Below are 24,109 nucleotides of genomic sequence, written 5' to 3' on the forward strand. Positions count from 1 at the left end.
GTCAGCGGCCGTAGCGGTGCATCATGCTTTCCGCGACGTCGACCCAGGCCTGGACGGGGTTCGTGGCCGACGTCGGCGTGGTGGACGACGGCAGGTCGACCCGCGCTTCGTCTTCCTGCGACGGCTGCTTCTTGGGCTGCGGTTTCGCCTGCGCCTGGACCTGCCGCGGCGCGGGCTTCGCGGGCACCGGCACGAACACCGTCTTCGGCGGCGGCGTGACCGCCGGCGCCTGCGGGGCGGGCGGCTGGGGTACGGGCGCCGCCGCGACGGCCGGGCGCGCGTCGACCTGGGCCACCTCGTCGGCCGGGGACGGCGGGAACAGCCCGCCGGTGAACAGCCCGCCGCCCAGCCAGCCGGCCGCGACGAGCAGCACCGCGGCGCCGCTGCCCAGCCACGTGCGGGCGCGACGCCGGATCACCACGGACTTCGGCCGCAGGTCCTGGTCGCACACCGGCGGCCGGGTGAAGATCGGCTCGCTCGCTTCGACGTCGTCGTCGGTGCGGCGGCGCCGGGGCAGGCTCGCCGCGACGATGCCGGTGCGATCCAGCAGTTCGACCGCGGTGCGGTCGCTGGACGGACGGGTCGCACTGCGCGGTGCGGTGCGAAGCATCGGGACCTCCGGTGCGGGTGGCTCGCGGACCCCACGCATTCTGGACCATTTCTGACGATGCTGTCCGAAACGCAACCCCAATGAGTGAAGGTCAGCTCTCCATCTGCTTCAGCCCGAGCCGCGCCAGCACCGCCAGCGGACGCTGGTAGGCCGAGCCCAGGACGCGCGGGATCGCGTCGATGACGTAGGCGTCCGGCCCGATGAGGATCCGCGCGGACTTCCGTTCCACCCCGCGGAGGATGGTCTCCGCCGCCTTCTCCGGGGTGGTGTGGGCGATCCGCTCGAAGCCCCGCGCGGCCTTCTCCTGGTCACCGGCGTCGCTGCGCGCGTTGCGCACGATGTTGGTCTTGATCCCGCCGGGGTGCACGCAGCTCACCGCGACCGGGTGCCGCGCGATCAGCATCTCCTCGCGCAGCGCTTCGGTGAACCCGCGGACGGCGAACTTCGCCGCGTTGTACGCGCTCTGCGTCGGCACGCCGACGAACCCGAACACGCTGGAAATGTTGACCACGTGCCCTTCGCCGGACGCGATCAGGTGCGGCAGGAACGCCTTCGTGCCGTTCACGACGCCGCCGAGGTTGACACCCATGAGCCAGTCGTAGTCCTCGAAGGACATTTCCTCGACGGTCGCGCCGAGCGCCACCCCCGCGTTGTTCACGATGACGTTCGCACCGCCGAAGTCGCGGACGACCTCTTCGGCGTGGGCGAGCACGGCGGCCCGGTCGGCGACGTCGAGGGTGTACGCGCGGGCGTTGTCGCCGGCCAGCTTCGCCGTCTCCGCCGCGTTGTCGGCGTTGACGTCGGAAAGGGCGACGCGCGCGCCGCGCCGGGAGAACTCGAGCGCCAGCGCGCGGCCGATCCCCGAGCCGGCCCCGGTGATCACCACGACCTTGTCCGCGAACCGCTTCATGAGTTCCGGATCCTAGCGGCTGTGAGCTTGCTGTGGGTGTGCCGATTGTGTCGGTGCGACGCCTTATGGTGATCTGGTCGGAGCGCCGGGACGAACGGACGAGGAGGCGATGCGTGTGCGGCGGACGGCCGTCCTGCTCAGCGTCGCCGCGATCCTGCTGCTCGGCGCGGCCTTCGTGATCTTCGTGGACCACCAGCCGCGGTCCGCGGACGCCACGACGTCCGGCACCGTCGAGGCCGCGCCGGTTTCGACGCCCGACCTGCCCGCGGTGTCGAGCCCGGCGATCGGCGCGCTGTTCGTCGAGAACAAGCACTACTGCACGGCCAGCGTCGTGCACAGCGCCCAGGGCGACGTCCTGCTGACCGCCGCCCACTGCATCCACGACGGCGAGGGCGGCGACTACTTCACCGGCGTCACCTTCGCGCCCGGCTACCACGACGGCGTCGCGCCGTTCGGCTTCTGGACGGTGTCCGACGAACTCGTCGCGCCGGGCTGGAGCGCGTCGTCGGACCCGGACCTCGACGTCGGCTTCGCGACCGCGCACCAGGCGGGCGCGACGAAGAGCCTGGAAAGCCTGGTCGGCGCGAACACCCTCGCCACCGGCACCGGGTTCGAGCAGCCCATCACGCTCACCGGCTACCCGGACGACTCCGAGGTCCCCGCGGTCTGCCAGAACACGACCAGCCAGCAGGACACCTACCAGCTGAAGGTGGACTGCACCGGCTTCCCGACCGGCACCAGCGGCGGCCCGTGGGTCACCGGCCAGGACCCGAAGACCCGGCTCGGCACGGTCATCGGCGTCATCGGCGGTTTCGAGTACGGCGGCGACGACCCGGACACGTCGTACTCGAGCTACTTCGACACGGACGTCCAGGCCCTCTACCGGCAGACGACCGCCCGGGCATGATGCCCGTATGAGCGATCCCGTCGACGTACCCATCACCGGCGAGCCGATCCGGCTCGGCCAGTTCCTCAAGCTGGCCGGCCTCGCCGAGGACGGCTCCCACGCCAAGGACCTGATCGACGCGGAGGAGGTCAAGGTCAACGGCGAGGTGGAGACCCGCCGCGGCCGCCAGCTGACCGACGGCGACGTCGTGGCCGTGGGCCCGGACCGCGGCAAGGTCGTCCTGGTGCGCTGAGCCCCGGTCCCGAGCGCCCCAATGTGGTCTTCGGTGCGTTGAATCAGCACGGCGGCGCGAAGCGCCTCCTTTGAGGGCGGTGGCGGGGGCATGGATGGAGCAACCAAGGCCACCTTGGGGCGCTCGAGGCCGGGGGGTCAGCCGACGCTGGTCAGCGGCGGCAGGCCGAGCGAAACGGCGAGCGCGTCCAGCTCCCGGCGCACCGGACCGGCCAGCGGGACGCCGAGCGCGCGGCACTGCTCCAGGTGCTGGGCCTCGCGCCAGCCCGGGTAGCGGATCGGCGCGCCGCCCTCCCAGCCGAGCATGCTGCCGAACAACGCGCTCGCGGCGCGGTAGAAGCCGTCGGCGCTGCGCAGCGTCGTCGGGGCGATGGCCAGCACCAGCACGCCGGTGTCGTGCTCGTGGTCGGCGACGCCGGAGAGCACGCCGGCGAGCACCTCGACCAGGAGCGTCAGCCCGGCGGCTTCGGAACCCGGCTTCTCCATGTCGAAGACGAACTCGGGGTACGCGCCGCCGGGCGCGGCCATGCCGAGCGGGTTCATCGGCTTGCCCGGCTCGCCGCCCGCCGCGAGGACCAGCCCGATCATCGCGTGCGGCAGCGCGCGTGCGGCGTGGTGCCCGGCCCGGCCGAACGGCCCGATCCCGCGCAGCGAAACCAGCCCGACGCCGAACCGGCCGGCGCGGGTGACCGCGCGGTCCATCGCGTCGCCGACGGCCCACAGCCCGGACGCGCGGCGGTAGTCGATCAGCGCGGCGGCCCCGCGGTCGGCGATCATCAGCGGCTGGGCGTGCGGCACGACGTCGCCGGTTTCCAGCAGCGGCAGGTGGACGCGGGTCAGGTCGGCGACCCCGGTGTCCGGCGAGCCGGTCAGGTCGCCGTGGCAGAGCGCCTCCGCCGCGATGCGCGCGCGGGGTTCGGGGAAGCCGTGGGCGGCGAAGACGTGCGCCACGAGGGTGACCAGCTCGTCGGCGCGCACGCGGGGCCAGGCCTGTTCCGGGATCGGGGTTTCCGGCGGCTCGGCGTCGAGGGCCGGGGGGTGGGGGCGGGCGGAGCGGAACGGTCTGAGGGGCACTGCTCCGACCTTGCCCAAGCCGCGGTTCGGGCGTCAACGCGCTGGGGCCGGGCCTACCCGACCGTGTGATCGAGGCGTCCGAAGAGTCGTACCCTGGGCGGCATGTGCCGAAACATCACCACCCTCCGGGGGCTCCAGCCGGCCGCGACGGGCGAGGAGATCGAGGCCGCGGCCCGCCAGTACGTCCGCAAGGTCACCGGCGTGCAGTCGCTTTCCGACGCCACGCGCGAGCCCTTCGAAGCCGCGGTCGCCGAGATCACCGCGATCACCGCGCGGCTGCTGGAGCAGCTGCCCGAACGCCGCCAGCCGCCGGCGACCGTGCCGCCGTTGCGGCGTCCCGAAGTCCGGGCGCGGATCGCCGCGAAAGCCTTGCGACAGCCGTGATCCCGCGCCGCTAGGGTGGCGGCATGGGTGGACAGGCGTTGGTGCTGGGCGGCGGCGGGGTCGCCGGGATCGCGTGGACGACGGGGTTGCTGACCGGGCTCGCCGAGCACGGGCAGGACCTCACCGGAGCCGATCTGATCGTCGGGACGTCGGCGGGGTCGGCGGTGGCCGCGCAGGTGACCAGCGGGCTGCCGCTGGCCGAGCTGTTCGCGCGCCAGGCCGATCCGGCGCGCCAGGCGCCGGAGATCCCGGCCGACATCGACTTCGAGAAGTTCGCCGCGGACTTCGGCGGCGCGGTCACCGGCACCACGGACCCCGCCGAAATCCGGCGCGCGGTCGGCCGGCTGGCCCTGGCGGCCGAAACGGTCCCCGAGGCCGACCGGCGCGCGGTGATAGAAGCGCGGCTGCCGGTGCACGAGTGGCCGGAGCAGCGCCTGGTGATCGTGGCGGTGGACGCGGAGACCGGCGAACCCCGCCGCTTCGACCGCGCGTCCGGTGTCCCCCTGGTCGACGCGGTGGCGGCGAGCTGCGCGGTCCCGGGCGTCTGGCCGGCGGTGACGATCGACGGCCGCCGCTACGTCGACGGCGGCGTCCGCTCCGGCGAGAACGCCGACTACGCGACGGGCTTCACCCGCGTCACGGTCGTGTCGCCGCTGGGCCTGGATTCGCCGCTGCCGATGGAGAAGCCGCTGCCCGCGGTGCTGGACGAGCTGCGCGCGGCCGGCGCGGCGGTCGCGCTGATCACCCCGGACGAGGCCTCGGTCGCGGCGATCGGCGAGAACCCCCTGGACCCGTCGACGCGGACCCCGGCCGCCGAAGCGGGCCGGGCCCAGGGCGCGGCGCTCACGCTGAGCTGGGCTTAGGCCGCCGGATCGCCAGCCGCAGCCCGACGTTGCCCGCCACGAACCCCGCCGCGCAGACGCCGAAGATCCACAGGCCGGGGATGCGCAGCTCGCCCCGGGTCTCGGCCGCGGGTTCCTCGTCGTGCGGCCAGTAGCGGACCTCGAGCCGGGTGCCACGCGGGTAGTTCCGGCTGACGTGCACGTCCCGGTAGCGGGGACCGCCCGGTTCGTCGACGCGCGCGACCGCCGTGGCCCGGTCGACGACCCGCTCCACGCTCGCGGTGGCGACCAGCGAGCCGGACCGTTCCTTGAGCGTGCCGCCGATGATCATGGCCGCGAGCAGGGAACCGAGCATCACGGCCAGCGAGACGGCCGCGACCGCGCCCCGCAGCAGGCCCGGCGCGTCCCCCGTCACCTCCGGCGATGTCATGCGATGAGCACGCCGTGGCGGCCGCCGCGGTTGCCCCGGCGAGGCGGCGGACTCCGTCGGCTACCCTCGTGGGCAGGGGTAGCGTGTCCGAGCGGCCGAAGGAACATGTCTTGAAAACATGCGAGGGGGCAACCTCTCCGTGGGTTCGAATCCCACCGCTACCGCACTGAGCACCCGGGCGCCGGCCGCGCCCGGGTTCAGCTTTCGGTTTCCGTGAGGTGCTCCAGCACCCGCTCGAAGGCCCCCGCGATCGTCGCCTGCTCGTGCGGGCTCAGCAGGTCGATCAGGTGCTCGCGGACGCCTTCCACGTGGGTCGGCGCGGCCGTCTTCAGCACGGCCATGCCGTCTTCGGTCAGCTCCGTGATGACGCCGCGCTTGTCCTCCGGGTCGCGCGCCCGCCGGACCAGGCCGGTCTCCTCGAGCCGGCCGACCTGGTGGGACAGCCTGCTCTTCGTCGACCCCATCAGCAACGCCAGTTCCGACATCCGCATCCGGTGTTCCGGCTGGAGTTCGAGGCAGACGAGCACTTCGTAGTCGGTCAGCGACACCTCGTGCCGCTCGGTCAGCTCGCGGTGCAGCCGCTGCCGCAGCCGCAGCGTGGCGACTACGTAGGAGCGCCACGCCGCCATCTCGGCCTCGTCCAACCACCGCACAGGTCGCTCCTCGGTCATAAGGCAGCGTAGAACGCTGATCAAGGATGCGCGCCGTCCGAGTCCGATCCGTCCGCCGGAGAAGACACCACCGCAACATCGCCCGAAGGTGGGGTTACGAAAAGGTTGAGACTCGGCCCGAAAAGGCGCATTCTGCTTGTCGGCGGACGGTTGGCCAGGTATCCGGCGCGACGACGGCGACGTGCCGGCCGGGCGCCCCGCCAGGAGAGGTCAGGTGGTTGCGTGACGGGTGATCCTCGCGGTTGACCGCTTGCTGCGTCCCCGCGACCGGAACGGATTCTCACCGGGTCGGGCGCGATTGTGAGCAGCACGAGCGCGGGCTTCTACGGTGCGTTCACGCATTCGGCGTCGATCGGGCCTGTTTCCGGTCACGGCCTCGGAAGCCGTGACGGCAGCGCCTGAACGCCGGCCCGGATGCGGCCAACCGCTCGACGAAACAGAACCTCGGTACAACGCCTGGGTGCGGCCGTCAGCGCGACGGCCGCGCCCAGGCTCGTTAATATCTGCGGGTGAGGTTCGACGACGACGCCGGCCTGGACGCCTCTGAGGTCCAGGACCTGCGCGGTAGCGGCGGTGGTGGCGGCGGCGGGATCGGCGGCCGCGTGGCACTGGGCGGTGGCGGGCTCGGCGTGGTGGGCCTGATCATCTACTTCGTGCTCTCCCAGCTCGGCGGGGTCAGCCTCGGCGGCGGCAGCGGGAGCGGCTTGAGCGGCGGGCTCGGCAGCGTCGGGTCCGGCCAGCAGGTCGACAACACGAAGCTGTCCAGCGAGTGCAAGACCGGCGCGGACGCCAACAAGAACCACGACTGCGCCATCGTGGCGATCGTGAATTCCGTCCAAGACTACTGGACGCAGCAGTTCGCGCGGTCCGGCTCGACCTACCAGAAGGCGCCGACCAAGTTCTTCAACGGCGGCGTGCGCACCGGCTGCGGCAGCGCCACCTCCGACACCGGCCCGTTCTACTGCCCGGCGGACTCCGACGTCTACATCGACCTGTCGTTCTTCGACGAGCTGAAGACGCGCTTCGGCGCGCAGGGCGGCCTGTTCACCGAGGCGTACGTGCTGGCCCACGAGTACGGCCACCACGTGCAGAACCTGCTCGGGACGTCGAAGAAGGGCACCGGCACCGGCCCGACGTCCGGTTCGGTGCGGCTCGAACTGCAGGCCGACTGCTACGCCGGCGTCTGGGCCAACCACGCCTCGACGACACCGACCGAGAGCGGCAAGCCGCTGATCACCGACGTCACCCAGGACGACATCGCGTCCGCGCTGGACACCGCGTCCCGCATCGGCGACGACTACATCCAGGAGAAGCTCGGCGGCGGCCAGGTCGACCGCTCGAAGTTCACCCACGGCACGTCCGCGCAGCGCAAGAAGTGGTTCACCACCGGCTTCCAGACCGGCGAACCGGCCCGCTGCGACACCTTCGGCACGAACAACCTGGGCTGAGGACACGAAGAAGGGGCCGCCCCGGCTCGGGACGGCCCCTTCTTCGTGCGTTACGCGGTCAGCGCGTGCGGGTCGCCCGCGGCGTGCGCCGTGAGGGAACGCTGCGTCGAACGCTTCTGCGCCGTCAGCGACTTCGCCGCGGCCGCGCCCGGCTTGACGCCGTTGATGCTCTCGGTGCTCGTCGCGTAGACGCCGAGGGCCCAGGCGACACCGTCCGCGTTGCGGTCCAGCGCGACGCGGTCGACGTTGCCGAGGTTGTCGCAGGCCTGGTGGTAGCACGGGTCGAACGCGATGCCGGCCGTGCCGCCCCACTTCGCCGCCTGCGCCGGGGTCTTCAGGACCTCGGCGCCGGTGTCCAGGCCGCCCGCCGGGATGCCGACGGCGATGAACTCGCCGTAGTCCGAGCGGCCGGTGAAGTCGGTGCCCTCGACGGACACGCCCCGCGCGGCCTGCATGAAGTCGACGAAGGTCTTCTCGATCTGCGCCGAGCCGTACGGGCCGGCGCCCGCGCCGACGCCGTCGGAGTTGTCGCCGTCGTAGGCGAAGTAGCCGGCGTTCGGCGAGCCGATCATGTCGAAGTTCAGGTACAGCGCGATGTTCAGCTGCTCGTCGAAGCTCAGCTGGTCGACGTAGTAGGTCGAGCCGATCAGGCCGAACTCCTCCGCGCTCCAGAAGCCGAAGCGGACGGCGTTGTTGACCTTCGGGCTGCTCCCCAGCTGCAGCGCCGTCTCGAGCAGGGCGGCCGAGCCGGTGCCGTTGTCGTTGATGCCCGGGCCCGCCGGGACGCTGTCGAGGTGCGACCCCAGCATCACGACGTTGTCCTTGCGGCCGGTCTTGGTCTCGGCGATGACGTTGTAGCTGGTCCGCGCCTCCTGGAAGGCCCGCAGCTCCAGCGTCACGTTCTGGCCGCCGAGCGTCGCCAGTTGCGCGCCCGCGGCGGCCGTCACGCCGCCGGTCGGGATCTTCGCGTTCTCCGGGCCCCCGAGCGTCCCGTTCAGCGCGCCGTCGGTGTTGTTGTAGACGATGGCGCCGACCGCGCCCGCCGCGGCGGCGGTCTGCTGCTTCTGCGCGAACGAGCAGCCGCCGCGCTTGATCAGCGCGATCTTGCCCGCGACGTCCGCGGTGTAGTCGGTGGCCTCGCAGCCGCTGGTGTCGTCGACCGCGACCACGGCGAGCGGCGCGGTGATGCCGCCGACGGGCGTCGAGACGGTGTACTCCATGGCGATGACCGGGACGTCCTGGCCGCCCGCGGTCAGCTTCTCGGCCAGGGTTTCCGAGTAGGTGAACGGGAACTCCTGGCGGGTCACCTGGAAGCCGGCCGCCTCGAGCTTGGTCGCGATGTACTCGGCGGACTTCTGGTGGCCCGGGGTGCTCGCCGCGCGGGTACCGCCGTTGGTGTCGGCGATGCGCTGCAGGGCGATCAGGTGCCGGTTGACCCCGTTGACGTCGACCTTCTTGACGAGCTGCTTCGCGAGCGCGGGACCATCGGGGACCGTGGTGGTGGCGGCGGCCGGGGTGAGGCCGAGCACCAGCGTCGCGCCGGCGGCCAGGGCCATCGGCGGGACGAATCTCTTTCGGAAGAGTGACATGGTTGCTCACCTTTGTTCCGAATGAGAAGTACGTCAATGCGTCATTCGGCGGGAACTTCGGGCCCCGGGATACAGTCGACACATGTACGCGATCACCATCCGTGAACCAGGTGACCCGGACGTTCTCGAGTGGACGGAGGTCGCGGACCCGCGTCCCGGCCCCGGCGAAGTGCTGGTGGACGTCGCGGCGAGCGCGGTGAACCGGGCGGACCTCCTGCAGCGCCAAGGCCACTACCCGCCGCCGCCGGGCGCGAGCGAAACGCTCGGCCTCGAATGCTCGGGAACCATCGCGGAACTCGGCGAAGGCGTCGAAGGCTGGAACGTCGGCGACGAGGTCTGCGCGCTGCTCGCGGGCGGCGGCTACGCGGAGAAGGCCGTCATCCCGGCCGGGCAGCTGCTGCCGGTGCCGGGCGAGGTCGACCTGATCGCCGCGGCCGGGCTGCCCGAGGTGGCCTGCACGGTGTGGGCGAACGTCGTGATGCACGCGAAGCTCACCGAAGGCGAGGTGCTGCTGGTGCACGGCGGCGCCGGCGGCATCGGCACGCACGCCATCCAGGTCGGCAAGGCGCTGGGCGCGACCGTCGCCGTCACCGCGGGGTCGGCCGAGCGGCTCGAGAGCTGCCGCCAGCTCGGCGCCGACATCACGATCAACTACAAGGAAGCCGACTTCGTCGAGGTCCTCAAGAAGGAGACCGGCGGCGCGAACGTCATCCTCGACAACATGGGCGCGTCCTACCTCGGCCGCAACGTCGACGCGTTGCAGCAGGACGGCCGCCTGGTGATCATCGGCATGCAGGGCGGGGTCAAGGGCGAGCTGAACGTCGGCGCGCTGCTCGGCAAGCGGGCGTCGGTGTTCGCGGCGGGCCTGCGGTTCCGGCCGCTGGAGCAGAAGGCGGCCATCGTCGCCGACGTCCGGGAACGCCTGTGGCCGCTGGTGGCGGAGGGCCTGGTGAAGCCGATCGTCGGCCAGGTCGTGCCGATGGCCGAAGCCGCGTCCGCGCACCGCGCCCTGGAAGAGGGCAGCGTGTTCGGGAAGGTCTTGCTGGCGGCGAAGTCCTAGCGGAGTTCTTCGAGGACGCGCACGAGCTGGTTGATTTCGAAGACGTTGGAGTAGTGGGCGAGCCCGATCCGCACGGCGCCGCCCACTTCCCCGACGCCCAGTGACGCGAAGACGCCGGCCGTGCCGTCGTCGGCGAAGGCGCACAACCCCTGCGAAGCCAGGTACTCGGCGACCTCGGGCGCCTTCTTGCCGGCGACGGCGAAGGCGAGCGCGGGGATGCGGCGCATGGCGTTGCCGATGACCATGATGTGCCGCAGCGACAGCAGTTCCGTCGACAGCTGGGCGAGCAGCCCGGCGTGGTACGACTTCGCCGAGCCGAGCGAGGTGACCAGGCGCTCGCGGCGCGAGCCGGACGCGGCGTCGTCGAGGCCCGCGAGGTAGTCGATCGACGCGATCAGCCCGGCCAGCAGCGGGTACGCGTGCGGGCCGAGCTCGAGGCGGGCGGCGCCGCGCGCCATCGGGTCGAGCGAGACGGACGGGATCCGCTCGATCAGCTCGGGGTCGCGGAAGACGAGCGCGCCGACCGACGGCCCGCCCCACGCCTGCGCGGACACGACCATGACGTCGGCGCCGAGCGCGTTGATGTCCAGCGGCAGGAACGGCGCGGCGTAGGTGGCGTCGACGACGACCAGCGCGCCGACCCGCTTGGCGAACTCGATGATCGTCGGCACGTCCGGCCGGGTGCCGACGGACCCGGACGCGAGCGTGACCGCGACGGCCTTGGTGCGCGCCGAGACGAGCTGCTCGTACTGCCACGCGGGGAGTTCGCACGTTTCGATGTCGATCTCGCCCCAGCGCACGACGGCGCCGACGCGCTTCGCGGCCCGCTGCCACGGCGCGAGGTTGGCTTGTTCGTCGAGCCTCGACACGACGACCTCGTCGCCGATCGTCCAGCGCTCGGCGAGCGAGTCGCAGAGCCGGCGCAGCATCACCGGCGCGCTCGGCCCGAGCACGACGGCGGCCGGGTCGGCCCCGACCAGGTCGGCCACGGCCCGGCGGGCCGCGGTCACGATGCTCTCCGCGCGTTGTGAGGCCGGAAACGCTCCGCCCGGCCCCGACACCGGGGCGCGCATCGCCGTGGAAACGGCCGAAGCGACCTGTTCCGGTACCAGCATTCCGGCGGCGCCGTCGAAGTGAATCCAGCCGTCACCCAGCGCGGGAAAGAGCCCACGGATACGAGCGACGTCGAACGCCATGTGGACACCGTACGGACGTGCGGTTTCGCCGCGCGCCCGGGGTTGGGTGGAGAGCCACCGGGAACCCCTGGAGCGGCTACGCTCGGAGACGGACACCCCGTGGGTGTCGCGGAGCGTGTCGAAGGCAAGCCAGGATGGAGCACATGACCGAGCCGAACTTCACAGCCGGTGACGCTGGCCAGGAATCTTCACCCCACGTGGTGGTCGTGGGTCCGGACGGCACCGCGGTGGGCGCGGACGAGCACCCCGAGTCGGTCGGCGACCTCGTCGAAGAGCCGGCGAAGGTGATGCGGATCGGCACGATGATCAAGCAGCTCCTCGAGGAGGTCCGCGCGGCCCCGCTGGACGACGCGTCCCGCAACCGCGTGCGCGAGATCCACGAGACGTCGGTCAAGGAACTGGCGGCGTCGCTGGCCCCGGAGCTGCAGGACGAGCTGGAGCGCCTGGTGCGGCCGTTCACCGACGATTCGACGCCGTCGGACGCGGAGCTGCGGATCGCGCAGGCTCAGCTGGTGGGCTGGCTGGAGGGGCTGTTCAGCGGGATCCAGACGGCGCTGTTCGCCCAGCAGATGGCGGCCCGGGTCCAGCTGGAGCAGATGCGGCGGGGGCTGCCTGCCGGGCCGTCGGCGGGCGGGCCCGGGGCCGGGCCGGGGCACGAGGGGCACGGGCCGGGGATTTCCGGGACGGGTCAGTACCTCTGACGGGTGCGGAGAGGTTGTCCACAGACCGAGAGGCCTGTGGACAACCCCTGTGGACAACTCGCCCTGAGTGCCGCGCCCTCAGCGCAGTGAGCTGAAGAACGCCCGGACGTCGCCGATCAGCGCGTCCGGTTCCTCCAGGCCCGCGAAGTGGCCGCCGCGGGGGAACTCCGTCCAGCGGACGATCTTGTCCGTGCGCTCCGCCAGTTCCCGGATCGGGAGCCCGATGTCGTCCGGGAACACCGCCACCGCCGTCGGGACCGTGTTGACCGGCGGCGGCGCTCCCCAGCCGCCCGTCAGGGCCGCGTACAGCCGGGCCGAAGAGTTCGCCGTCTCCGTGAACCAGTAGATCGACACGTCCGCCAGCAGGTCGTCGCGGTCGATCAGGTCCACCGTCGTGTTCGAGAACGAGCGGAACTTCTCCGCGATCCACGCCAGCTGACCCGCCGGGGAGTCGTGCAGGCCGTACGCCAGGGTCTGCGGCTTCGTCGCCTGGATCATCGCGTAGCCCGTGCCCGACGCCGAGAACGCCTGCCCCTTCTCCAGCGACCGCTTGCCCAGCGCCTGGTCCGAAAGCCCGTCGAGATCGGCGGGCGTGCGGACCACTGCCGACGCCAGCATCGTCACGTGGATGCCGAGCACCCGCTCGGGGAACTGGACCGCCAGCTCACGCGAGATGATCGCGCCCCAGTCGCCGCCGTGGGCGCCGAAGCGCTCGTAACCCAACGACGTCATCAGCGAGGCGAACGCCCGCGCCACCCGGTCCGGGCCCCAGTCCGGGGTCGGGGTCGGGCCCGAGAAGCCGTAGCCCGGGATCGACGGGACCACCACGGTCAACGCCGAAGCCGGGTCGCCGCCGTACGCGCGCGGGTCCGTCAGCGGGCCGATCACGTCGAGGAACTCCACGATCGAGCCCGGCCACCCGTGGGTGAGCAGCACCGGCGTCGCCGCCGGCTCCGGGGACACCACGTGCAGGAAGTGCACGTTCGTGCCGTCGATCGTCGTCGTGAACTGCGGGAACGCGTTGAGCCGCGCCTCCTGCGCCCGCCAGTCGAAGCCCGTCCGCCAGTACTCCGCCAGCTCGCGCACGTAGTCCACCGGCGCCCCGAGCCGCCAGCCCGCGCCGGAGGGCTGGTCGGGCCAGCGCGTGTTCGCCAGGCGCGTGCGGAGGTCGTCGAGGGCGGCCTGGGGGACGTCGATGCGGAACGGGGTGATCGTCATACCTCAACGGTACGAAGCATCGCGGACAGTTCCGGTCCTCGATGCCAGGGAATCCAGGACCCGGTCGACGCCGAGGCCGTCCACTGTGGACGACGCCGTCGCCGACAGCGACCCGCGCAGCGCGGCGTCGGTCAGCAGCGAGCGGAGCACCGCCGTCACGGACGGGAGCCGCGAAGCCAACGTCTCCGCGGGGCCGAGCCCGGCCGCCAGGCCCAGCTCGAGCGCCGCCCGGTAGCCCGGCTCCTGGTTGTCGACCAGCCGGACCGCCGCCGTCGGGATACCGAGGCAGCACAGCTCCACGAACGTCACCCCGGACGCGCTCACGGCGACGTCCGTCGTCGCCAGGATGTCCAGCAGCGCGGGGCTCGGCGGGGCCACCCGGATCGCCTGCCCGGGAAGCAGCGAAGGCACGTCAGGCTCTCCGCGCACCAACGCGTCCACCACGAACGGCTGCTCGGTGTCGCGAAGCGCGCGAAGCAGCAACCCGACCGTCGACGTCCATTCGGCTCCGCCGCCGAGGACCACCGTGACGTGCAGCGGCGGTCCGGCAGGCGCCCGCCGGGTCTGCCGGACGACGTCCCGCAGCGGCGCGTACTCGATCCCGCGCAGCAGCACGTCCGAGCCGTCGTCGGGCCGCGGCGAAGGCGCGAAGGCGGAGTCCACGACGATGTCCGCGGGACGGCGGCCGAAGACGTCGTCCTCGATCGACACCAGCACCGCGCCGGCCGCGTTGATCTCGGACCGCACGTCGCCGAGGCCGTAGTGGTCGACGACGACCGCGTCGAAGCCCGCCGCGTCGAACGGCACCCGCGTGACGCCCAGCTCGTCGAAGCGCGAAGCGAGCCATTCCGCGTTGTCGACTCGGCCCGCGAAGGAAACCGAAAAGCCCCGCGCCACCGCCCGCTCGGCGTAGGCGACCATCCGCGCGATGTGGCCGGCGCCGATCGACGCCGAAGCGTCCGCGCGCAGCAGCAGCCTCACCGGCCGACCTTCTTCTGCTCGACGTGCGCGTTCAGCGCCACCAGGTCCGGCCGCGCGCGCAACAGCGCGACCACGGCCCGCCAGTCGCCGACGCGGTCGCCCAGCTCGGCCACCAGCGCGGACAGCAGCTCCCAGTCCTCCGCGGTGTCGAGCGTCACGCGCAGGTCGTCGGCGGCCGGGCTCACCACGACACCGCTGCACGCGTAGCGCGTGGGCCGCGCGTAGATGCCCGAAGTCACGTGCTCCCGATCGGCGCCGGTCGCGGAAGCGACCTGCTCGAGGAGCACGTCGGCCCGCACCAGCTCGGCGTCGAAGCCGCGCGGCAGCGTCCGGACGAGGGTCGTGCTCACGTAGTCGAGCGTCGGCTGGGCGCGCCACAGCGCCGCGAGCTGGCCGATCAGCGCCGGGTCCAGCAGCGGGCAGTCCGCGGTGAGCCTGATCACGGCGTCGGCGGGGTGCTCGCGCAGCGCCAGCCCGAACCGTTCGAGCACGTCGTCCAGCGGCCCGCGCACGACAAGAGCACCGCAGCGAGCGGCTTCCCGGGCGACGTCGTCGTCGGAGGCGTCCGAAGAGGTCGCGACCACCACCTGGTCGACGCCGGGAGCGGCCGCGGCGGCCCGGACCACCCAGCCCAGCACGCTGCGGCCGGCCAGCGGGCGCAGCACCTTGCCGGGCAGCCTGGTCGAGCTCGACCGGGCCTGGATGACGGCGTTGACACCGGGCGCTCCACGCATGGGTGACATGATGGCCGACGGCAACCCACCCCAAACGCGGAGGTCAACGATGTCCGAGCTGGATGGCTCCAGCATCCTGCTCACCGGCGGGACCGGTTCCTTCGGCAAGGCGTTCATCGCGCACGCGCTCGCCGAACTGAACCCGAGCCGGCTGGTCGTGCTCTCCCGCGACGAGCTGAAGCAGTACGAGACGCGTCAGCTGTTCGGCGACGACCCGCGGCTGCGCTGGTTCATCGGCGACATCCGCGACCGGCGCCGGCTCGAGCGCGCCATGCACGGCGTCGACTACGTCGTGCACGCCGCCGCGCTCAAGCAGGTCGACACCGGCGAGTACAACCCGTTCGAGTTCGTCCAGACCAATGTCATGGGCTCGCAGAACGTGATCGAGGCCGCGATCGACACCGGCGTCAAGAAGGTCGTCGCGCTGTCCACGGACAAGGCGTCCAGCCCGATCAACCTCTACGGCGCCACCAAGCTGTGCGCCGACCGGATGTTCATCAGCGGCAACCACTACGCGGCCGCGCACGTGACGCGCTTCTCCGTGGTCCGCTACGGCAACGTCATGGGCTCGCGGGGCAGCGTCATCCCGTTCTTCCGGAAGCTGGCCGAAAAGGGCGAATCGCTGCCGATCACGCACAAGGAGATGACCCGCTTCTGGATCACGCTCCCGCAGGCCGTGCGGTTCGTCGTCGACTCGTTCGACCAGATGCACGGCGGCGAGCTGTACGTGCCGCGGATCCCGAGCATGCGGCTGGTCGACCTGGCCCAGGCCATCGCGCCGGGCAGCGAGATGCACGAGGTCGGCATCCGCCCCGGCGAGAAGCTGCACGAGGAGATGATCGCCCCCGACGACGCGCGCCGGACGGTCAAGCTCGAGGACCGCTACGTCGTCCAGCCGCACCTCGCGGGCTGGGGCTACCAGGAGCCCGACGGCGGGACGCCGATGCCGGAGGGCTTCGCCTACCGCTCGGACACCAACGACCTCTGGCTGAACCCGGAGGAGCTGCGCGAGCTGGTCGAGCAGCATGGCTGAGTTCCTCCCGTACGGCCGCCAGTCCATCTCCGAAGAGGACATCCAGGCCGTCGTCGACGTCCTGCGCGGCGACTGGCTGACCACCGGGCCCGCGGTCCAGCAGTTCGAGAACGACCTCGCGGCGCACACCGGCGGCACGCCCGCGGTGGCCGTGACGTCGGGCACCGCCGCCCTGCACGTCGCCTACGCGGCCGCCGGGATCAAGCCGGGCGACGAGGTCGTCACGAGCCCGATGACGTTCGTCGCCACCGCCGCGACCGCCGCCCTGCACGGCGCGAAGGTGGTCTTCGCCGACGTCGAACCGGACACCGGCAACCTCGACGTCGAGGCCGCGAAGGCCGCGGTGACCGAACGCACGAAGGTCGTCGCCGCCGTCGACTACGCCGGCCACCCGGCCGAACTGGACGCGCTGGGCGAAATCGCCCACACCACCGGCGCGCTGCTCCTGGAGGACGCCGCGCACTCGGTCGGCGGGTCCTGGCAGGGCCGTCCGGTGGGCTCGATCGCCGACCTGACGACGTTCTCGTTCTTCCCGACCAAGAACCTCACCACGGCCGAGGGCGGCGCCGTCGTGACGCCCGACGCGGCGTTGCTGGACCGGGCGCGGAAGTTCCGCAACCACGGCCTGGTCCGCGACCGCGCCGAGCAGCGCTACCCGGACGAAGGCGGCTGGCACCAGGAAGTCCACGAGTTCGGGCTGAACTACCGCCTGCCGGACGTCCTCTGCGCGCTCGGGTCCAGCCAGCTCAAGCGGCTAACGGAGTTCAAGAAGCGCCGCGCCGAGATCCACGCCCGGTACACCGCCGCGCTGAGCGACGTCGACGGCGTGGCGACGCCGCCGAGCCGCCCGGGCGCCGACCCGGTGTGGCACCTCTACCCGCTGCGGGTCCTCGAAGGCCGCCGCAAGGCGCTGTTCGAGCACCTGCGCGGCGCCGGCATCGGCGTCCAGGTCAACTACATCCCGGCGTACTGGCACCCCGTCTTCGAGGACCTCGGCTACCGGCGCGGCCTCTGCCCGAACGCCGAGGCGTACTACGAGCAGGAGCTGTCGCTGCCGCTCTTCCCGGCGCTGACGGACGCCGACGTCGACCGCGTCGTCGACGCCGTGCGCGCGTTCTTCTAGAGCAGGTCCCAGGTCAGGGGCGTGCCCTTCGCGGCGTCGACGCGGAAGGTGCGCCCCACGACCTTGGTGATCTCGGCCGGGGCCAGGCCGCCCGCGGGCCGGATCGACCGGACGTTCGCCGCGGTGACCTCGTCGCCGGCGCGGACGTCCTCGACGACGTAGAGGGACCGGCGCAGCCGCAGGCCCTCCTTCTCGCTCTCGCGCGGGCCCAGCACCGGCTGCCCCAGCGCCTCCCACGCCCGGTGCGTCTCGGTCACCAGCGCGGCCAGCTCGGCGGGCTCCAGCGAGAACTCCGAGTCGACGCCGCCGTCGGCACGAGCGAGCGTGACGTGCTTCTCGATCGCCACCGCGCCCAGCGCGACGGCCGCGACCGGCGCCCCGATGCCGGGCGTGTGGTCCGACAGCCCCACCAGCGTCTGCGTCAGGCCCGCGAGCAGCGGCAGGCCGCGCAGGTTGCTCTCGGTCGGCGACGCGGGGTAGCTCGCCGTGCAGCCGAGCACGATCAGCTGGTCGTTGCCCGCTTCGCGCGCGGTGCGGACCGCGGCGTCGATCTCGGCGACGTTCGCCATGCCGGTGGAGATGACCAGCGGCTTGCCCGTGCGCGCGCACAGCTCGATCAGCGGCAGGTCCACGATCTCCGACGACGCGATCTTGTACGCCGGCGCGTCCAGGGACTCCAGCAGCTCGACCGCGGTGGGGTCGAAGGGGCTGGAGAAGATCTCCAGGCCACGCGCGCGGGCCCGCTCGAACAACGGCGCGTGCCACTCCCAGGGCGTGTGGGCCTTTTCGTACAGTTTGTACAGGTTTTCCCCGCCCCACAGCTCGTGGGTCTCGCCGATCCGGAACGCCGGGGTGTCGACGTCGATGGTGATCGTGTCGGGGCGGTAGGTCTGCAGCTTGACCGCCTGCGCGCCGGTCTCCGCGATGGCGTCGACGATCGACAGCGCGCGGTCCAGGTCGCCGTTGTGGTTGCCGGACATCTCGGCGATGACGAAGGGCGCGTGGCCGGGGCCGATCGTGTGCGCGCCGAACCGGATGTCGTGCATGGTGCCTCCCCGGGGTGGACTGCGGGTCAGCTCAGAGTCTTGCGCAGCTGCCGGAAGCCCTCGACGGCAGGCGCGGCTTCGGCGTAACCCGCCTTCTCGAACAGCTTCCCCGAAGCCGCGTTGTCCTGGTGCACGGCGGCGAACACGGTCCGGACGCCGAGGCGCTCGCGCGCGGCCCGCTCCCCCTCGGCGAGCACCGCGCCGGACCGGCCGCGGCCCCGGCTCTCGGGGGCCAGCGTGATGCTCACCTCCCAGCCGTCGCCGTCGCGCCGGTCGAACCGGACGGTGCCGACCGGCGCCTCGTCGTCTTCGACGACGAGCAGCAGCCGCTGCGGGTCGGCCAGCACCCCGCGCAGCCACGCGAGGTGCTCGTCGAGGGCCACCACGGCCGTCGAGCGCGACGACCGGCGCGTCCGCGGGTCGTTGCGCCAGCCCAGCAGCAGCTCGGCGTCCGCTTCGGTGGCTTCCCGGGCGCGCAAGCTACTGGGCGACGGGCTCTTCGACCCGGTCCTCGAGGCGGCGCAGCCGGTCCTCGTAGCGGGAGATGCCCGCCAGCCGGACCCGGATCTGCGCGTGCTGCCGCTGGATCTCCTCGATCAGCGTGCGGGCCTCGGCGATCTGCGGGGCGTCGGCCTTCGGCACCAGCGACATCGACTCGCGCAGCGTCTCCAGGCGGCCTTCCTGGGCGGCCACGTGCGGGATCAGGCGGTCGAGCTCGGCACGGGCCCAGCGCAGGTCGCCGCGGGCCTCCTCGAGGTTGCGCTCGGCGTTGTCGAGCCGGCGCCGGTGGTCGGCGGTCGCGTGCTCGAGGTTGTTGACGCGGTCGGCGAGCCCGCGGGTGCGTTCGTCGACGCGGAAGTCGATCAGCCGGGCGATCCGGTCGACGAAGCCTCTGCCCAGTTTCTGCACAGCCATGGGTGGGTCCTTACGTGGAGGTGGGGACGCGCGTTCAGCGCAGGAGGGTGGTGTCGCCGGTCTTCGTCCAGGAGTCCAGCAGCCGCCCTTCGGCGGCGATCTGGTGCTCCGGGCCGACGATGCAGGAGTCGCCGGCGGCGTGCTCCCACGAGGTCTGGTCCGGGTTGTCGATGAACGAGAACCCGGTGAGCACGAGCTGCGCGGTCGGGAACGACGTCCGCGCGATCCACGCCGCCAGCGTGCCGGTGGTCGACCACGTCGGCTCGTCACGGGTCGGCAGGCCCAGCGCGTCCGACAGGGGCAGCACGACGTCGCGGTTCGACACCGGGACCGCGCCCAGGTCGGCGGGCCACCAGCCCGGCAGGTCCTCCGGCTCCCAGTGCATCCGGCCCGGCTCGACCAGCAGGTAAAGCCGCTTGCGGTAGTCCTGGAAGACGTGCGGGGTGGCCCGGATCGCCCGGTTGAACACCACGACGTGCGTCCGGGAGCCGACGATCTCCTCCCCCGGCTTGTCGACGACGAAACCGTTGACCCGGATGACCAGGTCACAGGCGTCGATCGCCTTCGCGCGCTGGGGGTCGGGCGGGAGCGGCTGGTTGCCGACGACGGCCACCGAGCGCGGGTCGGGCCGGTCGGCGTACGCCGCGAGCAGGTTGACCATCAGGCTCGCCGCGCCGAGAGCAGCAGTCATAAGCCGAGAAAGTACCAGCACAAAGGTCACCCGCTACCGCGTATCGGCCACTCGGCTCTACCACAGCGGCGGGGTGGCCCGGCCGCCGCTCATCCCATCGGTACCCTCGTCCACGTGCATGCCACCAGCACGGTTCAGGCCGCGAACTCCCCCGTAGCGACGCCGGCACCGCCGACGTCGGACAGCAAGACGTTCGCGCGCGCCTTCGCCGACATCAAAGCCGGGTTCAAGGCTCGCGAGCTGTGGGGACACCTCGGCTGGCAGGACATCAAGCAGCGCTACCGCCGCTCGGTGATCGGGCCCTTCTGGATCACGATCAGCCAGGCCGTCATCGCGCTCGGGCTCGGGCTGCTGTACTCGCAGCTGTTCAACACCCCGATCCAGGTGTTCCTGCCCTACCTGTCCACCGGCTTCATCCTCTGGGGCTTCATCAGCGGCTGCCTCGCCGAGGGCATGGAGACGTTCATCGCGAACGAGGGGCTGATCAAGCAGCTCCCCGCGCCGCTGAGCGTGTACATGCTGCGCACGGTGTGGCGGCAGTCGCTGCTGCTGGCGCACAACATGATCGTGTACGTCGCGGTGCTGGCGATCTTCTTCACGTCGCTGGACAACCGGTACTCGCTGGGGTCGAAGGACGGCCTCTGCGCGGCCGGCCTGTACTGCCACCCCGGCCTCAGCTGGACCGTGCTGCTGGCCATCCCGGGCTTCCTGCTGCTCGCGCTGAACGCGGGCTGGGTGACGCTGCTGCTGGGCATCATCTCGACCCGGTTCCGCGACATCCCGCAGGTCATCAACTCGCTGATCCAGCTGCTGTTCTACGCCACGCCGATCGTCTGGCCGGTGGACCAGCTGCTCGCGGGCGGTGCCCGCGCGAACGCCTCCTGGGCACTGCCGATCATCCAGCTCAACCCGCTGTACCACTTCATGCAGGTGGTCCGGGCGCCGCTGATCGGGCAGTCCTTCACGCCCGGCAACTGGATCGTCGTCGGCGGCATCACCATCGTCGGCTGGGCGCTCGCGCTCGTCGCCATGCGCAACTACCGTGCCCGCGTCTCCTACTGGGTGTGACACATGGTCTCCATTGACGTTCAGAACGCCTACGTCGACTTCCCGATCTTCGACGCCAAGACCCGCTCGATGAAGAAGAAGGTCCTCGGCAAGGTCGGCGGCAAGATCGGCACCGACACCAAGGTGCCGATCATCGAAGCGCTGCACGACGTGACGCTTTCGCTGCGCGAGGGCGACCGGGTCGGCCTGGTCGGCCACAACGGCGCGGGCAAGTCCACGCTGCTGCGGCTGCTCGCCGGGATCTACGAGCCGACGCGCGGCTCGTCGCGGATCGAGGGCAAGATCGCCCCGGTCTTCGACCTCGGCGTCGGCATGGACCCCGAGATCTCCGGCGAGGAGAACATCATCATCCGCGGCCTCTTCCTCGGGATGACGGCCAAGGAGATGGAGAAGCGCGTCGACGACATCGCGGAGTTCACCGAGCTCGGCGACTACCTCCAGATGCCGCTGCGGACGTACTCGACGGGTATGCGCGTGCGGCTGGCGCTGGGCGTGGTCACGTCGATCGACCCCGAGATCCTGATCCTCGACGAGGGCATCGGCGCGGTCGACGCGGCGTTCCTGAACAAGGCCCGCGACCGCCTCAAGGACCTCGTGAAGCGGTCCGGGATCCTGGTCTTCGCCAGCCACTCCGACGAGTTCCTGTTCGAGCTCTGCGATTCAGCCATCTGGATGGACGAAGGCCACCTCAAGCAACAGGGTTCGCTGCGGGACGTCCTCACTTCGTACAAGGGGCGCGACCCCTTCGAGAACATGAGCCAGGAAACCTTGGAGCGCTTCGGCATCGAGCCGGTGGCGACGACGAACGGCGGCGAATGATGGTCAGCGAGACGCGGCAGCTGCCCGACGGCGCGGTCGTCGGCGTGGTCGTCACGCGGCACCGGCGCGAGCTGCTGGCGGACTCGCTGAAGGTCATCGCGGCCCAGACGCGGCCGGTCGACCACCTCGTGGTGGTCGACAACGGGCCGGACGACTCGGCCCGCGAAGTCGTCGAGAACTACCCGCTGCCGAGCACGTACCTGCCGTCGCACCGCAACCTCGGCGGCGCCGGCGGGTTCGCGCTGGGCATGCTGCACGCGCTGTCGCTGGGCGCGGACTGGGTCTGGCTGGCCGACGACGACGGACGCCCGGCCGACGAGAACGTGCTCGCGATCCTGCTGGAGGAAGCGGAAAAGCGGGACCTGGCGGAGATTTCGCCGGTGGTGTCCAACATCGACGCCCCGGACAAGCTCGCGTTCCCGCTGCGCCGCGGCCTGACGTGGAAGCGGTCGCAGGCCGAGCTGGGCGTCGACTTCCTGCCCGGCATCGCGTCCCTGATGAACGGCGCGCTGTTCCGCGCGTCCACTTTGGACGTCGTCGGCGTGCCGGACCTGCGCCTGTTCTTCCGCGGCGACGAGGTCGAGCTGCACCGCCGGCTGGCCCGTTCGGGGCTGCCGTTCGGCACGTCGCTGAAGACGAAGTACCTGCACCCGGACGGCTCGGACGAGTTCAAGCCGATGCTGGGCGGCAAGTTCCACGCGCAGGAACCGGAAAACGAGGTCAAGCGCTACTACACCTACCGCAACCGCGGGTACCTGCTGTCGCAGCCGGGGATGCGGAAGATCGGCGCGCTGGAGATCGTCCGGTTCGGACTGTACTTCGTCGGCGTGAAGCGGGACCCGAAGGCGTTCCTGCAGTGGCTGAAGCTGGTCCGGCAGGGCCGCGCGGAGAAGTTCTACCGCTACTGAGTCCACGAAGAAGGGCCTCGTTCCCGGGGGCCCTTTTTCGTGCGGTCCTATTCGCCGATCACCGGCGGCGCGGTGCGCAGGTCGGTGCCGAACACCTCGTCCGGGTCACCCTCGACCAGGTACGTCGGCCGCGAGTGCTCGGTGTCCTCGTCACCCTCGCCCTTCTGGCCGCGGCCCATGGCGCCGCCCATGCCGCCACGGCCGGCCGCGCCCGAGCCGAGGCCGCCCATCCCGCGTCCGGCGGCCGCCTCGGCCGCGCCGATGCCACCGGGCCGGGCCGCACCGGACGCGGCACCCGCGCCGGTGGCGTTGCCCGCGCCCGAACCGCCGGGGCCGAAGCCGCCGGCCCCGCGACCGCCGCCCCCGCCGACCTTGGAGTTGTAGGCCTCGTCGCCGCCGAAGTTCATCCCGCCCATCGGCATCGGGCTCATCGGCGGCATGCCGCCGAACTGCTGGTTCGGGTTCGGCGTCGACCCACCGGGGAGCGATCCCGGCGTGAAGCCGGACGGTGTGGTGGTGCCCGACGGGATGAGGCCCGCACCGGTGGTCGAGCCGGGCCCGGAGAACTGCGGCGTCCCGGTGGTGCCCGGGATGTTGCCGGGGGTGAAGTTGTTGGTGCCCCCACCCGGCATGTTCACCGAGTGCCCGCCCGGCGTGTTCACGCCCGACGGCGTGTTGATGCCGTTCTTGTCCCCGGTCCCGTTCGGGTCGTCACTCCCCCCACCGGTGCTGAAGCTCGGCGGCGGCGCGAAGGCGGGCTGCTTGGAGGCGGCCTCGTAGAGGTTCTTGTCGTAGGTCGCCATGACCCCGGCGGCCTGGTCGTGCGCCGCCTGGCTGTCCTTCTGCTTCTGGATCGACTTGTCGACGTTGTCCGCCAGGTTGAAGGGGTTCGAGGTCGCCCAGGAGCTGAACTCGTCCTTCCAGCTGAACGGGATCGGCGCCGGCATGGCGTTCTTCGCCGTCGAGGCGGCCTGGCCCTGGTCGTAGATGGTCTCCGAGGCGAGCTTCGCGTTCTGCGAGTTGGCCTCCGACCACTTGCTCAGGCTGGTGAAGTACTGCTGGGCGTTCTCGGCCGCGGTGCCTTCCCAGGTGCCCTTGGACGCGTTGACCGCTGTGGTCATCGACTGGGCGAACTTGTCGAACACCTGGTGGACCTGGTGGTACGCCGTCGAAACGTCCGAGACCTGCTGGACGTCGAGGTTGCTCTCGAGGAACGCCTGGAGCTGGGCGTGGTCGTTGCCCTTGTAGTCGGCGTTGGGCGCGTGGAGGCCTTGGACGTACTCGACGTCGCGGCCCTTCGTCGCGTCGGCCTCGTTCTTGTCGCCCATCTCCTGGGACTGGCTCTTGGCCTTCGCCTGGGCGATCCACTGCTGGACCGGCCCGAACAGCCAGCTACCCGGGTCGACGCCCTCTGCGGCCTTCTGCTGCAGGTAGGCGTCGCGCTCGGCGGGCGCCATGTCCTGGACCTGCTGGGGCGTCTTGTCCTCGGTCTTCGGCGCCGGTCCCTGTCGCGTGGTCAT

At 71.6% G+C, this 24,109-nt stretch carries 27 protein-coding genes and 1 tRNA gene; 13 read left to right on the forward strand and 15 right to left on the reverse strand.

Features of this window, described 5'->3' with window-relative positions; genetic code table 11:
- Position 1: 1 nt before the first annotated feature.
- Together EIY87_RS02055 and EIY87_RS02060 are read right to left on the reverse strand one after the other, a co-directional pair.
- Positions 2 to 610, reverse strand: a complete 609-nt coding sequence (locus tag EIY87_RS02055; RefSeq protein ID WP_125305922.1) for a hypothetical protein — start codon at positions 608 to 610, stop codon at positions 2 to 4.
- 91 nt (positions 611 to 701) lie between these two features.
- Positions 702 to 1,520: an SDR family oxidoreductase gene (locus EIY87_RS02060; RefSeq protein WP_125305923.1), complete on the reverse strand. Its 819-nt coding sequence runs from the start codon at positions 1,518 to 1,520 to the stop codon at positions 702 to 704.
- A 109-nt stretch (positions 1,521 to 1,629) separates the two neighbouring features.
- Here EIY87_RS02060 and EIY87_RS02065 point away from each other — a divergent pair, with 109 nt between their 5' ends.
- Together EIY87_RS02065 and EIY87_RS02070 are read left to right on the forward strand one after the other, a co-directional pair.
- Positions 1,630 to 2,427, forward strand: a complete 798-nt coding sequence (locus EIY87_RS02065) for a trypsin-like serine peptidase (RefSeq protein WP_125305924.1) — start codon at positions 1,630 to 1,632, stop codon at positions 2,425 to 2,427.
- 7 nt (positions 2,428 to 2,434) lie between these two features.
- A complete protein-coding gene (locus EIY87_RS02070) occupies positions 2,435 to 2,659 on the forward strand; it encodes an RNA-binding S4 domain-containing protein (protein WP_125305925.1) in 225 nt (74 codons plus the stop codon).
- Positions 2,660 to 2,796: 137 nt separating this feature from the next.
- Here EIY87_RS02070 and EIY87_RS02075 read toward each other — a convergent pair whose 3' ends face one another.
- Positions 2,797 to 3,732, reverse strand: coding sequence for an Ldh family oxidoreductase (locus EIY87_RS02075; protein WP_191983914.1), 936 nt, complete (start codon positions 3,730 to 3,732; stop codon positions 2,797 to 2,799).
- Positions 3,733 to 3,834: 102 nt separating this feature from the next.
- Here EIY87_RS02075 and EIY87_RS02080 point away from each other — a divergent pair, with 102 nt between their 5' ends.
- Together EIY87_RS02080 and EIY87_RS02085 are read left to right on the forward strand one after the other, a co-directional pair.
- A complete protein-coding gene (locus tag EIY87_RS02080) occupies positions 3,835 to 4,116 on the forward strand; it encodes a DUF2277 domain-containing protein (RefSeq protein ID WP_125305927.1) in 282 nt (93 codons plus the stop codon).
- Positions 4,117 to 4,139: 23 nt separating this feature from the next.
- Positions 4,140 to 4,979 carry a patatin-like phospholipase family protein gene (locus tag EIY87_RS02085; RefSeq protein WP_191983915.1) on the forward strand — a complete coding sequence of 280 codons (840 nt, stop codon included), beginning with the start codon at positions 4,140 to 4,142 and terminating at the stop codon, positions 4,977 to 4,979.
- Here the strand turns inward: EIY87_RS02085 and EIY87_RS02090 are convergent.
- On the reverse strand, positions 4,960 to 5,388 hold the full coding sequence (locus EIY87_RS02090) for a hypothetical protein (protein WP_125305928.1): 429 nt from the start codon (positions 5,386 to 5,388) through the stop codon (positions 4,960 to 4,962). The genes EIY87_RS02085 and EIY87_RS02090 overlap by 20 nt on opposite strands.
- Positions 5,389 to 5,465: 77 nt before the next feature.
- Between EIY87_RS02090 and EIY87_RS02095 the strand changes: the two genes are divergently transcribed.
- Positions 5,466 to 5,552: transfer RNA gene (locus EIY87_RS02095), tRNA-Ser, on the forward strand.
- A gap of 33 nt (positions 5,553 to 5,585) precedes the next feature.
- Here the strand turns inward: EIY87_RS02095 and EIY87_RS02100 are convergent.
- On the reverse strand, positions 5,586 to 6,059 hold the full coding sequence (locus EIY87_RS02100) for a MarR family winged helix-turn-helix transcriptional regulator (protein ID WP_191983916.1): 474 nt from the start codon (positions 6,057 to 6,059) through the stop codon (positions 5,586 to 5,588).
- 509 nt (positions 6,060 to 6,568) lie between these two features.
- On the opposite strand from EIY87_RS02100, the gene ypfJ reads away from it, so the two are divergent.
- On the forward strand, positions 6,569 to 7,507 hold the full coding sequence (gene ypfJ / locus EIY87_RS02105) for a KPN_02809 family neutral zinc metallopeptidase (protein WP_125305930.1): 939 nt from the start codon (positions 6,569 to 6,571) through the stop codon (positions 7,505 to 7,507).
- Positions 7,508 to 7,557: 50 nt separating this feature from the next.
- Here the strand turns inward: ypfJ and EIY87_RS02110 are convergent, their stop codons facing one another.
- Positions 7,558 to 9,096: a M28 family metallopeptidase gene (locus tag EIY87_RS02110; protein ID WP_191983917.1), complete on the reverse strand. Its 1,539-nt coding sequence runs from the start codon at positions 9,094 to 9,096 to the stop codon at positions 7,558 to 7,560.
- Between the two features lie 82 nt (positions 9,097 to 9,178).
- On the opposite strand from EIY87_RS02110, the gene EIY87_RS02115 reads away from it, so the two are divergent.
- Positions 9,179 to 10,156 carry an NAD(P)H-quinone oxidoreductase gene (locus tag EIY87_RS02115; RefSeq protein ID WP_125305931.1) on the forward strand — a complete coding sequence of 326 codons (978 nt, stop codon included), beginning with the start codon at positions 9,179 to 9,181 and terminating at the stop codon, positions 10,154 to 10,156.
- Here the strand turns inward: EIY87_RS02115 and EIY87_RS02120 are convergent.
- A complete protein-coding gene (locus EIY87_RS02120; RefSeq protein ID WP_125305932.1) occupies positions 10,153 to 11,352 on the reverse strand; it encodes a cysteine desulfurase-like protein in 1,200 nt (399 codons plus the stop codon). The genes EIY87_RS02115 and EIY87_RS02120 overlap by 4 nt on opposite strands.
- Before the next feature lie 134 nt (positions 11,353 to 11,486).
- Between EIY87_RS02120 and EIY87_RS02125 the strand changes: the two genes are divergently transcribed.
- Positions 11,487 to 12,053, forward strand: coding sequence for a bacterial proteasome activator family protein (locus EIY87_RS02125; protein WP_125305933.1), 567 nt, complete (start codon positions 11,487 to 11,489; stop codon positions 12,051 to 12,053).
- A 78-nt stretch (positions 12,054 to 12,131) separates the two neighbouring features.
- On the opposite strand, the gene EIY87_RS02130 is transcribed toward EIY87_RS02125, so the two are convergent.
- Genes EIY87_RS02130 through EIY87_RS02140 form a run of 3 tightly spaced genes read right to left on the reverse strand, consistent with a single transcriptional unit; the run spans position 12,132 to position 14,995 of the window.
- The gene (locus EIY87_RS02130) at positions 12,132 to 13,271 is read right to left on the reverse strand and encodes an epoxide hydrolase family protein (protein ID WP_125305934.1); all 1,140 of its coding nucleotides are present in this window, start codon (positions 13,269 to 13,271) and stop codon (positions 12,132 to 12,134) included.
- Between the two features lie 3 nt (positions 13,272 to 13,274).
- The gene (locus EIY87_RS02135) at positions 13,275 to 14,252 is read right to left on the reverse strand and encodes a spore coat protein (protein WP_125305935.1); all 978 of its coding nucleotides are present in this window, start codon (positions 14,250 to 14,252) and stop codon (positions 13,275 to 13,277) included.
- Complete coding sequence (locus tag EIY87_RS02140; protein ID WP_191983918.1) at positions 14,249 to 14,995, reverse strand: cytidylyltransferase domain-containing protein; 747 nt, start codon at positions 14,993 to 14,995, stop codon at positions 14,249 to 14,251. The genes EIY87_RS02135 and EIY87_RS02140 overlap by 4 nt, the downstream gene beginning before the upstream one ends.
- 40 nt (positions 14,996 to 15,035) lie before the next feature.
- On the opposite strand from EIY87_RS02140, the gene pseB reads away from it, so the two are divergent.
- Positions 15,036 to 16,019: a UDP-N-acetylglucosamine 4,6-dehydratase (inverting) gene (gene pseB / locus EIY87_RS02145; RefSeq protein WP_125305937.1), complete on the forward strand. Its 984-nt coding sequence runs from the start codon at positions 15,036 to 15,038 to the stop codon at positions 16,017 to 16,019.
- Entirely contained in the window at positions 16,012 to 17,142 is a 1,131-nt protein-coding gene (gene pseC / locus EIY87_RS02150; RefSeq protein ID WP_125305938.1) for a UDP-4-amino-4,6-dideoxy-N-acetyl-beta-L-altrosamine transaminase, read from the forward strand. Before pseB ends, pseC begins: the two co-directional genes overlap by 8 nt.
- Here pseC and pseI read toward each other — a convergent pair.
- From pseI to EIY87_RS02170, 4 genes are read right to left on the reverse strand one after another with little or no spacing between them, the layout of a single operon-like run.
- Positions 17,139 to 18,188 (reverse strand): pseudaminic acid synthase, encoded by a 1,050-nt coding sequence (gene pseI / locus EIY87_RS02155; protein ID WP_125305939.1) that lies wholly within the window; start codon positions 18,186 to 18,188, stop codon positions 17,139 to 17,141. The genes pseC and pseI overlap by 4 nt on opposite strands.
- A gap of 26 nt (positions 18,189 to 18,214) precedes the next feature.
- The gene (locus EIY87_RS02160) at positions 18,215 to 18,667 is read right to left on the reverse strand and encodes a GNAT family N-acetyltransferase (protein WP_125305940.1); all 453 of its coding nucleotides are present in this window, start codon (positions 18,665 to 18,667) and stop codon (positions 18,215 to 18,217) included.
- Between the two features lies 1 nt (position 18,668).
- The gene (locus tag EIY87_RS02165) at positions 18,669 to 19,103 is read right to left on the reverse strand and encodes a hypothetical protein (RefSeq protein WP_125305941.1); all 435 of its coding nucleotides are present in this window, start codon (positions 19,101 to 19,103) and stop codon (positions 18,669 to 18,671) included.
- 34 nt (positions 19,104 to 19,137) lie between these two features.
- A complete protein-coding gene (locus EIY87_RS02170; protein WP_125306012.1) occupies positions 19,138 to 19,764 on the reverse strand; it encodes a glycosyltransferase family 29 protein in 627 nt (208 codons plus the stop codon).
- A 144-nt stretch (positions 19,765 to 19,908) separates the two neighbouring features.
- Here EIY87_RS02170 and wzm point away from each other — a divergent pair, with 144 nt between their 5' ends.
- Genes wzm through glfT1 form a run of 3 tightly spaced genes read left to right on the forward strand, consistent with a single transcriptional unit; the run spans position 19,909 to position 22,589 of the window.
- Complete coding sequence (gene wzm / locus EIY87_RS02175; protein ID WP_125305942.1) at positions 19,909 to 20,862, forward strand: galactan export ABC transporter permease subunit Wzm/RfbD; 954 nt, start codon at positions 19,909 to 19,911, stop codon at positions 20,860 to 20,862.
- A 3-nt stretch (positions 20,863 to 20,865) separates the two neighbouring features.
- Positions 20,866 to 21,681, forward strand: a complete 816-nt coding sequence (gene wzt, locus EIY87_RS02180; RefSeq protein WP_125305943.1) for a galactan export ABC transporter ATP-binding subunit Wzt/RfbE — start codon at positions 20,866 to 20,868, stop codon at positions 21,679 to 21,681.
- Complete coding sequence (gene glfT1, locus EIY87_RS02185) at positions 21,681 to 22,589, forward strand: galactofuranosyltransferase GlfT1 (protein WP_191983921.1); 909 nt, start codon at positions 21,681 to 21,683, stop codon at positions 22,587 to 22,589. The genes wzt and glfT1 overlap by 1 nt, the downstream gene beginning before the upstream one ends.
- 47 nt (positions 22,590 to 22,636) lie before the next feature.
- Here glfT1 and EIY87_RS02190 read toward each other — a convergent pair whose 3' ends face one another.
- A complete protein-coding gene (locus tag EIY87_RS02190; protein ID WP_125305945.1) occupies positions 22,637 to 24,109 on the reverse strand; it encodes a hypothetical protein in 1,473 nt (490 codons plus the stop codon).

Origin of the sequence: Amycolatopsis eburnea (genome assembly GCF_003937945.1) — a bacterium.
In the GTDB taxonomy this organism is placed as follows: domain Bacteria; phylum Actinomycetota; class Actinomycetes; order Mycobacteriales; family Pseudonocardiaceae; genus Amycolatopsis; species Amycolatopsis eburnea.

Coding starts and splice junctions, on each gene's coding strand:
- EIY87_RS02055 (WP_125305922.1), bottom strand. CDS start 610: ATGCTTCGCACCGCACCGCGCAGTGCGACCCGTCCGTCCAGCGACCGC.
- EIY87_RS02060 (WP_125305923.1), bottom strand. CDS start 1,520: ATGAAGCGGTTCGCGGACAAGGTCGTGGTGATCACCGGGGCCGGCTCG.
- EIY87_RS02065 (WP_125305924.1), top strand. CDS start 1,630: ATGCGTGTGCGGCGGACGGCCGTCCTGCTCAGCGTCGCCGCGATCCTG.
- EIY87_RS02070 (WP_125305925.1), top strand. CDS start 2,435: ATGAGCGATCCCGTCGACGTACCCATCACCGGCGAGCCGATCCGGCTC.
- EIY87_RS02080 (WP_125305927.1), top strand. CDS start 3,835: ATGTGCCGAAACATCACCACCCTCCGGGGGCTCCAGCCGGCCGCGACG.
- EIY87_RS02085 (WP_191983915.1), top strand. CDS start 4,140: ATGGGTGGACAGGCGTTGGTGCTGGGCGGCGGCGGGGTCGCCGGGATC.
- EIY87_RS02090 (WP_125305928.1), bottom strand. CDS start 5,388: ATGACATCGCCGGAGGTGACGGGGGACGCGCCGGGCCTGCTGCGGGGC.
- EIY87_RS02100 (WP_191983916.1), bottom strand. CDS start 6,059: ATGACCGAGGAGCGACCTGTGCGGTGGTTGGACGAGGCCGAGATGGCG.
- EIY87_RS02110 (WP_191983917.1), bottom strand. CDS start 9,096: ATGTCACTCTTCCGAAAGAGATTCGTCCCGCCGATGGCCCTGGCCGCC.
- EIY87_RS02115 (WP_125305931.1), top strand. CDS start 9,179: ATGTACGCGATCACCATCCGTGAACCAGGTGACCCGGACGTTCTCGAG.
- EIY87_RS02120 (WP_125305932.1), bottom strand. CDS start 11,352: ATGGCGTTCGACGTCGCTCGTATCCGTGGGCTCTTTCCCGCGCTGGGT.
- EIY87_RS02125 (WP_125305933.1), top strand. CDS start 11,487: ATGGAGCACATGACCGAGCCGAACTTCACAGCCGGTGACGCTGGCCAG.
- EIY87_RS02130 (WP_125305934.1), bottom strand. CDS start 13,271: ATGACGATCACCCCGTTCCGCATCGACGTCCCCCAGGCCGCCCTCGAC.
- EIY87_RS02140 (WP_191983918.1), bottom strand. CDS start 14,995: ATGTCACCCATGCGTGGAGCGCCCGGTGTCAACGCCGTCATCCAGGCC.
- pseB (WP_125305937.1), top strand. CDS start 15,036: ATGTCCGAGCTGGATGGCTCCAGCATCCTGCTCACCGGCGGGACCGGT.
- pseC (WP_125305938.1), top strand. CDS start 16,012: ATGGCTGAGTTCCTCCCGTACGGCCGCCAGTCCATCTCCGAAGAGGAC.
- pseI (WP_125305939.1), bottom strand. CDS start 18,188: ATGCACGACATCCGGTTCGGCGCGCACACGATCGGCCCCGGCCACGCG.
- EIY87_RS02165 (WP_125305941.1), bottom strand. CDS start 19,103: ATGGCTGTGCAGAAACTGGGCAGAGGCTTCGTCGACCGGATCGCCCGG.
- EIY87_RS02170 (WP_125306012.1), bottom strand. CDS start 19,764: ATGGTCAACCTGCTCGCGGCGTACGCCGACCGGCCCGACCCGCGCTCG.
- wzt (WP_125305943.1), top strand. CDS start 20,866: ATGGTCTCCATTGACGTTCAGAACGCCTACGTCGACTTCCCGATCTTC.
- glfT1 (WP_191983921.1), top strand. CDS start 21,681: ATGGTCAGCGAGACGCGGCAGCTGCCCGACGGCGCGGTCGTCGGCGTG.
- EIY87_RS02190 (WP_125305945.1), bottom strand. CDS start 24,109: ATGACCACGCGACAGGGACCGGCGCCGAAGACCGAGGACAAGACGCCC.